Below are 10,316 nucleotides of genomic sequence, written 5' to 3'. Positions count from 1 at the left end.
CTTCGCGGCTCGGACGAGTGGCACCCGCTTCCCGACGGTATCGGATTATAAGTGCAAGGCATGATGGCTATCTGGTTTCGCGTTGTACTGGTTCTTGCCATGGCCATGCCCATGCTGGTTTTATATGCGATCAGCGCGCTCGGGCCATTCCTCACCCTGGACCTTCACTTCAAGCCCGAGTCGCTCGGCTACCTGCTAATGAACTCGTTCGGTCTGGCAGCCGTTTTATCGCTATGGGCGGGTGCGTTCGTCGATCGGGTTGGTACGCGTTATTCGCTGATCGTACTTTTCTCGACTATCGCATTTGCGTTTACCCTGATCGCAACGGCGCAAAATTTTTATGGTCTGCTGGTCGCCACCGCTATTTGCGGGGTCGCTCAGGCTCTCGCAAATCCGGTAACAAATTTACTGATCACGCAACAAGTTCCCCCGGAGAAAAAAGCAAAAGCTGTGGGGCTGAAACAAGCTGGAGTTCAGCTCGCGGCTCTCTTCGCGGGTCTGGTGCTCCCAGGCATTGCATTACGATATGGCTGGCAGACCGCATTCGGGCTGATTGTTCCGGTGGCAGTGTTACTCGGTATAGCGGCCCCGCTCTTTACGCCCGGGAAACATAGCGGAACAAACAGGGGCTTCTCGCTCTCGCCTCCAAATTCGCTGTTAATGTGGTTAATCGTTACCCAGTTTTGCGTTGGCGTTTCGCTCTCTGCTTTTGTCACGTTTTTACCAACTTTTGCCGCCCGGCAAGGTATGCCGCTATCGCTGGCTGGCTCTCTAATTGCCGTTTTCGGTGTTATGGGAGTGATTTCCCGGATTGTATTGACACCAATAGGGGCAAAACTTAAAGACGAGTCGGCTCTTTTGCTGTTACTGATCGCTATTGCGGCTTGCGCAATAGCAGTGACGATGCACGCCGATCTGGAAAATCATTGGCTGTTATGGATAGGGGCCGCAAGCATGGGGCTTACCGCGGCAGGCACGAACGCAATAGCGATGAGCATGCTGGTAAGGGACCCGAAATTTGGTCCGGTAACGATCACATCCGGATATGTCTCGGTTGGATTCTTCAGCGGTTTTGCACTGGGTCCGCCGCTTTTCGGCGTTTTGTCGAGTTCTTCCCCGGATATGTCGTCTGGGTGGGTCGTGCTCATTGGCGTGCTCATGGCCGCGTGCCTCACGGTACTGGCGCTCGCTTCTGCCCGTCGACGGAAGACTCAGGCGTTAGCAGTTGCAGCCAGCCACGGCCAGCGTACTTCCACCGTGAAGATGTAAAAATGTCAGGATTTCACGAACGAATAAATCGGGTGCGCTTCGCATCGCGCTGTGCTGTTGTCCCTTGAGAACCGCAGTCTGACTGGGAGATAGGGATCGATGAAGCATCTCGGCGATAAGGTGGCGGCGATGTGGGCTTTCGCCGCCAAGGAGGAGCAGGGCCGGAATTCCGAGCGCCGTGAAACGGTTCGGTTCAAAAGTGTAATGGCTGATACTCCGCAATTCGCGATGAATCGTATGAGCAGCGGCCAGGCGTCCTGGCCAGCTCGGTCCCGCTTGCAGGGCAGCAAGCTCATGGGGCGGTGATTTGACGATTTCGCGAAAAAAAAACAGAAGCGCTTCTTCCCGGTTTCCTGAATCGAGCAGGGCTTGCAGGTGTGTGTCGAATTCAGGCGACCAACCGCTGCCAGCAAGCGAAATGGACGGTTCGTAGAGGAGAAGCGAGTCAATGTTGGAGGTCAGAAGTGCCGCTTCCAGGGCACACAGCCCTCCAAAAGAATGTCCGAGAAGATGCACCGGCTGGCCTATGGCGTCAATGACAGCGGCGATATCTTCGCTTTCGCGCTCAAGAGCGTAGTCGTGGCGGTCGCCGCTGCGTCCACGTCCTCGCCGATCAATGGTCCAGACGCAGAAGTGCTGTTCGAGCGCGGCCAATACCGGGGACCACGCAAAGTGATCTCCAGACGTGCCATGCACAAGTAACAAGGGTCTACCGGCGCCGCTACGCCAACACGCGATGGGAACCTCATCCTTGGAAGAAATGAATTCCATGATTGCCCAGATTGTAGATTCTTTGCGCGGAAAAACAAGACTCGCTGGAAGGTAAGAATTTAAACGTGGTGAAAGTTAATCATCAGAAATGGTTGCAATCGTTAATTCCGTGGGTGTCAGCCGCCATCATATTTGTATTTCTGACCAGCGATGCCTGGGCCGGGGACGGGAGCAAGCCACTAGGTCATATCAACCCATACCTGCGCATGACTGGCGAGCTTTACGGCAGCTACGAAGCATGGGATTTCTTTCGCCCAAGCCCCGCAATAAACAATGACAATTCCTATGATTTGTGGGCGTTGCGAGCCAGGCTCGGTGCATTGCTCACTACTTCATATGTTGACGGTTATGCGCAAGCCCAATATGTCGGTTTATACGGTCTCCCGAATGATGCGGTTGCGTCCCCCGGCGGCCCGCTTGGCCTCGGCGCCGCCTATTTCCAGGCAAATCAATCCACCAATGTGAGTAATATTTTTTTAAGGCAGGCTCATCTTGACTTCAAATTCAGTTCGCTGGGCGTCCCGGGAGCGTTTCTGAAGATTGGCAGATTCGAATTTATGGATGGCATGGAATACAAGACGGGCAATGAGAAATTCGACAGCCTTAAAAGATCTCGTGTCGCTCAGCGTCTTCTGGCCTCGAATATTGTCCACGTAGGTCGAACCTTCGACGGATTTGCGGCGGTTTATGATCAAGCCGGCTTCAATATGACAATGACCGCTACTCGCCCAACTCAAGGCGGCTTTACTGCCGAAGGGCAAAGCCAGATCAGTGATATCAACCTATTCTATGCAGCGGTAACGAGTAAGAAGGATGTACTGTTGCCCGGAACCGAAGGCCGGATTTTCTATGTGAACTACGATGACAAGCGCAACACGCAGGTTGTGGATAATCGCGCCGCCGCCGATCGGCCCCGTCTTGATAGTCAAAACCTGAATATCCATACCGTTGGTGCACACTTGCTGACGCTTCATCAACTGAAAGGGGGCAGCGCAGACGCTTTACTTTGGGGGGCCTACCAGTTCGGCGATTGGACAAATCAGAAGCATCAAGCCTGGGCCATCGCTGCAGAGGCAGGTTATCAATGGTCTGCTGCAGCCTTCAAGCCATGGCTCCGCGCGCTCTACTTTGTCAGCTCAGGCGACGATGACGCGACGGACGTTAAGCATAAAACTTTCTTTTCCCTCCTTCCAAACGGTCGTGGCTATGTCAAATTCCCTTTCTACAATCTGATGAATATGCAGGATGCGTACATACAGCTGAATTTGTCGCCCACCCCGCAAACCAGGGTAACCATAGACCTGCATCATCTGTCGCTCACCAGTTCCAGCGATCTGTTCTACAAGGGCTTGGGTCCTACGATGAAATCGGGAGCCTTTGGCTATTCGGGGCAGTCTTCCGCGGGCAGTAGCGATGTAGGTCAATCGCTCGACATCAGTTTCACGCATACCCTTACTAAAGCCTTATCGTGGAGATTCTATTACGGGCACGCGTTCGGCGGCACTGTCTTCAGAAGCATTTATCAGGGGAAAAAAGACGCGGACATGGTCTACCTGGATTTCAACCTCGTATTTTGAGAAGCCCTTATGCATCTAATGAAAGAAGGAAGCAGCAACGAACAAGCACAGATGCTGAGCCGCGAAGAAGTGCTAAAGGCGCTTGAGTCGTTAATTCGTCGCATGGACACCATTGACGCTCAGTGCAAGGATGGTTTTCCGCTTTATTCCCCAGGATCCACCGACCAATGGACCGTCTCTCCGGGAGGTTCGTGGGTTGGCGGCTTCTGGAGCGGATGGTGGTGGCTGCGCGCGCGAGTCACGGGGTCAATATCGGATAAATGCAAAGCTGCCGAAATCTGCGCGCGCTTATCGTCCAAGATCGCTGCCGATTCCATCAATCGCTGCCTGATTTTCTGGTATGGCGCGGCGCTCGGGGATCTCTGGTTCGGCGACATCAGCGCACGCTTGACGGTAAAAGAATCCATCGCGGCGATTGGGGCCTCCTACGATCGACAAATCAATTGCGTTCCGCTTGGTACCGGCATGGGTGGAGGCGTGGAAGGAAATCAATGCGTCACGATAGACACCCTTGCGTCCTTGATCCAGCTTCTCAACCGCGGTGAGCACAGCGTCTATCCTCATATCTCGCGCTGTCATGCCGAAACCATACTGGATACCTGCTTTACCAAGAACGGCGCGTTTCATACAGCGGCACACCTCCGCGCAGGGCGTCTAAGAGCAACCGATCGGGCGGGTATGTGGTCTCGCGGTCAAGCGTGGGGAATGTTGGGGTTAAGTCGAGCCGCAGCGCAATGGGGCGAGCCCTACGTGACTTATGCCCAATCCGCATGTCGCTACTGGCGGCAGTCGCGCCATAACCTGCTGGCGCCCAACCGGTTGGATGATCCGTCGGGTCCTCCCGATCATTCGTCTTCCGTGATCGCATCCCTGGCAATGCTTGTCCTGGCCGATCTTGTCCCTGCTGGGTATGAATGGCGTCTTTACGCCCATCAGCAGATTACCGCGGTCACTCTCAGCACGTACTTCATAGGCTTCGAGGAAAATCACGGCCGGGAAAAATATAAAGAGGGGAAAGCCCAGGGAATATTTTGGGGCTGCTGTTACAAAACCAATCGTGGACACGATGAACTGGTCGAGTCGGCATGGGGCAGTTTTTTGCTCATGGAGGCGCTCTGTGTTCTGGCCGATATCATTGAGCCAAGCGATTGCTAGCAATGGTCACTATTCAAACGGTGGATTCGTAAGTGTAAGTAGTCGTTTAAGGAGTTAGTTGAAATGCTAAAGCATATACCCTGCAAATCTGTCACACAGACGCTTTTCTGCTTGTATTTGATTCTGAGTTTCGTTGCCTCCGCCCCCGTTGCCGCCAAAGAGCCCCCCGATGCACCCATTCTCCTGCATGCGGCGCGGGTTTTTGACGGCAGCAACATGAGAGCGAATACTTCGGTATTGGTGATAAATGGAAAGGTCGCAGAAATCAACACCCGCAACTCGTTCAAGTCCAACCCCGCGCGCACCATTGATCTAGGCGATGCAACCATACTGCCTGGCTTTATCGAATTGCACGCGCATCTCGCATTTCAGAATATTCCGGCCATCACCGTTCTGAAGCATGGAATTACAACTCTTCGCGATATGGGTGGGCCGGTGCATATGCCGTACGGGGGAGATGGAAGCTTGCGTGTTCTCACTTCGGGACCGATTATTACGGCACCCGGCGGATATCCCATCCCCATGATGGGAGAAAAAAATATCGCCAGGGCAGTTTCCACGGAGAAAGAAGCCAGGGATACAGTTCGCGATCTGATCAATGGCGGTGCGGTCGTCATCAAGATCGCGCTTGAGCCCGGCGGCGAACAGGGCGCCCCTTGGTCGTCCAGTCACGGTCATAGTCATGGTGCTGCCCACAACCACCACTCCGGTCATTCGCACCATGACATATCGGATGCACAACAGACGCACATCCATGATAAGCCCGCCCGCGATGCTTCCCAATCAAAGAAAACCTGGCCGCTGCTGCCTGAAAATATTGTAAAGGCAATTGTGGATGAAGCACATAAGAACAACCGTAAGGTAACTGCACATATTGCCGAAGAACAAGGTGCGCAAATTGCCATCAATGCAGGCATCGATGAATGGGCTCACGTGCCTTGTGACATCATTCCCGAAACATTATTGAAAAAGGCAGTGGAGCAAAACGTAAAAATAGTCACGACATTGGACACCTTATCGAAATGTTCGGGTATTGCTGCTAATGCCAGTACCTGGGCGGCACTGGGGGGTGAATTTTTATACGGCGCAGAAGTGGCGCATCCGGACATCCCCTGGGGTATCGATGTGCAGGAGCTTATATATATGAGGCAAATGGCGAGGATGGACCTTACAGATATTCTGCGTGCCGCGACATCGAAGGCAGGCGAGCACCTGAATTTCCCACTATTGGGTACCCTACAACAGGGTGCGCCCGCCGACATTATTGCAGTGAAAGGCAATCCTGCTCATAACCTGAAAATTCTGGAATACCCTGATCTTGTTCTTTCGGGCGGCAAGATCATAGTTAACAACTTTGACTAAACATTGGCCCGTTCAGGATATTCCGCCGATGCGCTGTTGCGACGACAGCTGCAGCGTCGGAATTTTCCCCCTGGGGGGGCTTCATTAAGATCTTTACATGTTAAAGACAACTCTGAACCACAGCGCTCGTCCGGGCTCATGAACCCGGCCGAAATTGACAAACCCTGGCGGGGCGTCCCTGATCCTTTGGCTAAGGTGTTCGTAGTATGTGCGATCGAAGATATTTTCAATCCCCATGCTCAGCTGAGCCTTCTTGATGGGTTTCCAGGTCATGGACATATTCGCCGTTTCAAATCCCGGTGTAGGCGTGGGGTTATCAATGCCAAGCGAATTACCATAGCCGGTGTCGATACGGTCCTGTTTCATCACGGCACGTCCGGTCAAGGTAAGGGAGAAGGTTCCCTGCTGAAAAATGAGGCCAAACCTGCTATCGAGAGGTGGCGTTTGCGCAAGCGGCACAGAGCCCTACCCATAATGGCCAGATTCTCAGCCCTTATCCAGGCAAGATTGCCAAACAGCCTCCACTGAGGCGTAATCAGCTTGGTCACATCAAACTCGGTGCCAACGCGGTCTACATCCACGTTTTGTGAGTTAATGCCCTGGCTAACCAGAATGTAATCATCGATGCGGCTGCCGAACACCGTGACTGATCCTTGCCATGCGGATTTAGTTACAGTTAGCCCTATATTTATTTCGCGGTTTTTTTCTTTTTTGAGATTGAATCCATTAAAACTCGAGCGTTCCAGATTGCTGGCCGGACGCTCCCCGTCTGCCAGAGAGATGAAAGCGGTGGCGCCGGACAGGATCTCCTTTTCAATGCGAATGAAGTCGCTATTGGTTATATCATCGCGCTGGCTATTTGAAGTAGGCAGCGGCGCGCCAAGGAAGGTGGTCAGCTCTCCCGAGTGGGTATTAAAATAGTCTCGCCGCGCACCCGCCTTAATAGTGGTAGTGGGATTCACGGTATACGTCACCTCTGAGAATGCGGAATTGGTGATTGTGTGAAGATCATAGAAAGGAACAAATATTCTACTGGTAGTGCAGGAGGTGATGATGCACAGCGTTCCCGCCGTCTGGTTATCACCGGCGAATTTTTCATCCTTGTGTTCGTAGCCAATCACGCCCTCTGTTTTAGCGTTCAGATCGAATGTGTCAACAGTTCGCGCGGAGCGTCCCCTGAAAGTCTGCACCAAGGTTCTGCGATTGGTATTGGTGATGAGTGGTCCAGATGGAACTGGATTAAGTATGTCCACTGTTACCGGTCGGAGGGTAAAGTTGTCCATATGGTGATCGAGATTCCGGTCATAAATCTGCAATTCCAGTTTCCTGAATTTCTCTGAAATATTTGCCACCGTAAAACGGCTTCCCAAGATTGCTCGTTTGAAGTGAATCCCATCGCCCATCAGTGAAAATGCGGGGAACGCAACCTGAGCGTCACCCTGTTCCGCACTGAACTCGGCAGTAATGTCTTTTGTGGGTGTAAATGTCGCGATCAGCTTATTTGAGTTGCGTTTGAAGAAAGAAAAGAATTTCTGACCCGAGCCGTCCTTGTAGTTGTCGCCCCGGTTAAAACTCGAGATACCTCGCAACTGGACCAAGGAAGCCCCGATCGTTACGTCCGCCGTCAAATCGCGGCGGCCGAAACTGCCCAAGCCACCCACCAATCGAGCGCGTACATCAGGCTTCTCAAACTTTTTCGGTGTCTCATTGAATATGATAAGCCCGCCCATGCTGGAGCCGTACAGGACGCTATTGGGTCCTTTCACTACCGTGACGTGGTCGCGGGCGTCCGGCTGGATATAGGACGTGGCCGGGTCAGTCCCGTGGTTGGCGCCCGCCTCCTCCAGGCTGTCGTTCATGACGATACCCAGGCGAGGCCCACCCAGACCTCGCAGGTATATAGTCCCGGCGGTACCGCCGATTTTGGCCGCGGAAAACCCTGGCTTCTGTCATAGAAATTCTGCCGCATCACTACTTGGACGCGGTGTCCATTTGAGAGACTCCTTCTCGATCAAGGGCTCCTTCACCCGAGTGGTCGAGACATTTACCTCGCGTAAAACCTCCTGCCCCATTGCCTGGCCTGACAAAGCAGCAAGAACGAACCAGCCACAGGAGAGGCCACGTCGTTGAGAGAAAAGATGCACGGTAGTTATCCAATGAATAGCTGATTGATTACCAGAAGTGATCACAAAAAGGCCGCCCCTCCGTGAGGAGAGCGGCCTCTAGTGCCAAACTGCAACAATCGATCGCTAGCTATTTTTCAATGGACGGCGTCTGCGTAAAACTGCGCCCATCAGCCCCAGGCCGGCGAGCAGCATGGCGTAGGTTTCTGGTTCGGGTACTACGCCAGCCACCAATGTGCCACTAACGCCGTACTTGGTTAGAATATTAGGATTCGAGATCTCCTGAGCCAGATAGTCCGACCCGCCCACAAATACCGAGTAATCCCCGGCTGCCAGATTCGAGAAGGTGTGGGAGACCTTGCCATCAGCGACACCGTCAAAACCGGAGACCGACCCACTCGCAGCACCATCATAGGCATGGCCGATATATTTCAGAAAGCTCAGGGCTGCCGGAATCCCATTGGCGGTGTCCGGGTCATTGCCGATCTTAATATCGTCCAATGCTCTGAATGCACCTTCCGTGTTAGCCGGCCGGTTTGCCTTGGAGATAGCGGATGTGTCTGTATCCGCGTTCAGTGGGGCAAGATGAGCGAGCCCCTGATAGAGCGAAAAGCCGGGTATCAGCCCTAGCTGGGACGTCGAGGTGTTTCCGCTATGATCCGTAACTGTGGATGTCGCTTGTTGAAACGTAAGTGTTACATCCGTGGGGTTGAGCAACGTGAACCGGTAGGGCAGCGTTTTATGGGCATCGCCATAGTCCGCGTCGGTGCCGTCGATCCAGCCATAATTCCCGGTAACACCTTGCCCGGATAGGGTGGAGGTCGCCGAAGTACCATCGAACGTACCGAAGTTACGCCCCGAATAACCCACGTGAGCCATTGCCGGCAATGAAGTCATGCCGGCGAGAAGCAATGCGTACTTTAAAGTTTTTTTCATATCGTTCGTTAAACTCCCATTTGACAATCAAGATTGAAATACACGTCACATTGGTGTGAGCATTGACGCGCGTAACGGAGTATAACGAGCCATGGCAATTAATCTATGCGGCATATTGCCGCATGTGACAATATACCGCAGGCAAGGAAGTGCTTGAATGGAAAACGAGGCTCGGCTGCTTCCAGGAAGCAGGGTGGATAGATGTGATAAGTGATTGTTCTGTATCACCTTCTGCTGTCTTTCTCCGATGGCACTATACTACTTTCAAAGCAGCCAACTCCATGGTGTGACATATTGTCGCGCGGCAATATGTCACATTCCCAAGCTGGTATCCCCCCTCTATAATCGGGCTGCTTCTTGTTGCTAAGCATTAGTACGAGTAAGCGTTGGTATCTGTACTTTCATTGTTTTCCCCCCTTAGGTTTCATTACCTATTTAGGCTCGTGACATTCGCCCAAGGATGTTACGAGCCTGTTCTTTTCCCCTTTGGTCACGATCAAAACCCGGGGCTATCAAAACCGCTGGGCAACCACAGTTAGAGAACCGTTTGGAAAGCGAATCCAAGTAGAGACGGGTCTTAGCCATGTTGTTTCGAGCAAATAAATAGGAATACAGGCTTTATATTTTCGGTTTCACTTTGAAACGGGATGAGTCCTTATGCCTGATCTGCCTGCAGCTCGGTCCCATAAGACCAAGTATTCGCCAAGGGGAGCAATAACAAAGCGAGCGGCTTATTTTGTTGAGGGCATGGTGCCCATGCTCGGCCGAATGAAGTCAGCCTCTCGACGACTTGATCTCAATATTCAGCACGATATTGCTCGCTACACCTGTCAGCTGGGACAGAAGGATTAGGAATTTTCTTCGCCTGCTAATGCAAGCCCTCCAGCCCCGTCCGGTCAAAGGCTTCTCAACTCGCGCGCATATCCATGGTTTCTTCTTCCCAGCTGCTTCGTTCGGAGTTCGATAGCCCCAGGTCGTGTCGATCAAGAGCAGTTCGCCAGTGTGGAGCATGATCATCCATGGAGATTGCCCAGGGGCGACGTTATAGGAAGGGCTATTGTCTCCCGGCCTTGTGAGGTGTTCCTTAATATGGACGCGAAGCGATTATTGGCGTAATGCCGGG

General features: G+C 52.8%; 9 protein-coding genes. 4 read left to right on the top strand and 5 right to left on the bottom strand.

Features of this window, described 5'->3' with window-relative positions; genetic code table 11:
- The first annotated feature begins 60 nt into the window (after positions 1–60).
- On the top strand, positions 61–1,269 hold the full coding sequence (locus R5L00_RS01090) for an MFS transporter (RefSeq protein ID WP_317652917.1): 1,209 nt from the start codon (positions 61–63) through the stop codon (positions 1,267–1,269).
- On the opposite strand, the gene R5L00_RS01085 is transcribed toward R5L00_RS01090, so the two are convergent.
- The gene (locus R5L00_RS01085; protein WP_317652915.1) at positions 1,219–2,040 is read right to left on the bottom strand and encodes an alpha/beta hydrolase; all 822 of its coding nucleotides are present in this window, start codon (positions 2,038–2,040) and stop codon (positions 1,219–1,221) included. The genes R5L00_RS01090 and R5L00_RS01085 overlap by 51 nt on opposite strands.
- 65 nt (positions 2,041–2,105) lie before the next feature.
- Between R5L00_RS01085 and R5L00_RS01080 the strand changes: the two genes are divergently transcribed.
- The 3 genes from R5L00_RS01080 to R5L00_RS01070 all read left to right on the top strand — a co-directional run bounded on the left by R5L00_RS01080 (position 2,106) and on the right by R5L00_RS01070 (position 6,134).
- A complete protein-coding gene (locus tag R5L00_RS01080) occupies positions 2,106–3,617 on the top strand; it encodes an alginate export family protein (protein ID WP_317652913.1) in 1,512 nt (503 codons plus the stop codon).
- A gap of 9 nt (positions 3,618–3,626) precedes the next feature.
- Complete coding sequence (locus R5L00_RS01075; RefSeq protein WP_317652912.1) at positions 3,627–4,772, top strand: glucuronyl hydrolase; 1,146 nt, start codon at positions 3,627–3,629, stop codon at positions 4,770–4,772.
- 63 nt (positions 4,773–4,835) lie between these two features.
- A complete protein-coding gene (locus tag R5L00_RS01070) occupies positions 4,836–6,134 on the top strand; it encodes an amidohydrolase family protein (RefSeq protein ID WP_317652911.1) in 1,299 nt (432 codons plus the stop codon).
- A 93-nt stretch (positions 6,135–6,227) separates the two neighbouring features.
- Here the strand turns inward: R5L00_RS01070 and R5L00_RS01065 are convergent, their stop codons facing one another.
- The 4 genes from R5L00_RS01065 to R5L00_RS01050 all read right to left on the bottom strand — a co-directional run bounded on the left by R5L00_RS01065 (position 6,228) and on the right by R5L00_RS01050 (position 9,193).
- Positions 6,228–6,500 (bottom strand): TonB-dependent receptor, encoded by a 273-nt coding sequence (locus R5L00_RS01065; protein ID WP_411555573.1) that lies wholly within the window; start codon positions 6,498–6,500, stop codon positions 6,228–6,230.
- A gap of 14 nt (positions 6,501–6,514) precedes the next feature.
- A complete protein-coding gene (locus R5L00_RS01060) occupies positions 6,515–8,020 on the bottom strand; it encodes a TonB-dependent receptor domain-containing protein (RefSeq protein ID WP_317654208.1) in 1,506 nt (501 codons plus the stop codon).
- A gap of 63 nt (positions 8,021–8,083) precedes the next feature.
- On the bottom strand, positions 8,084–8,278 hold the full coding sequence (locus R5L00_RS01055) for a hypothetical protein (protein ID WP_317652909.1): 195 nt from the start codon (positions 8,276–8,278) through the stop codon (positions 8,084–8,086).
- Positions 8,279–8,383: 105 nt separating this feature from the next.
- Positions 8,384–9,193 (bottom strand): FxDxF family PEP-CTERM protein, encoded by an 810-nt coding sequence (locus R5L00_RS01050; protein WP_317652908.1) that lies wholly within the window; start codon positions 9,191–9,193, stop codon positions 8,384–8,386.
- Positions 9,194–10,316 lie beyond the last annotated feature (1,123 nt).

The organism is Nitrosospira sp. Is2 (assembly GCF_033095785.1).
Classification (GTDB): domain Bacteria; phylum Pseudomonadota; class Gammaproteobacteria; order Burkholderiales; family Nitrosomonadaceae; genus Nitrosospira.
This window is presented reverse-complemented; position numbering and strand designations above follow the sequence as displayed.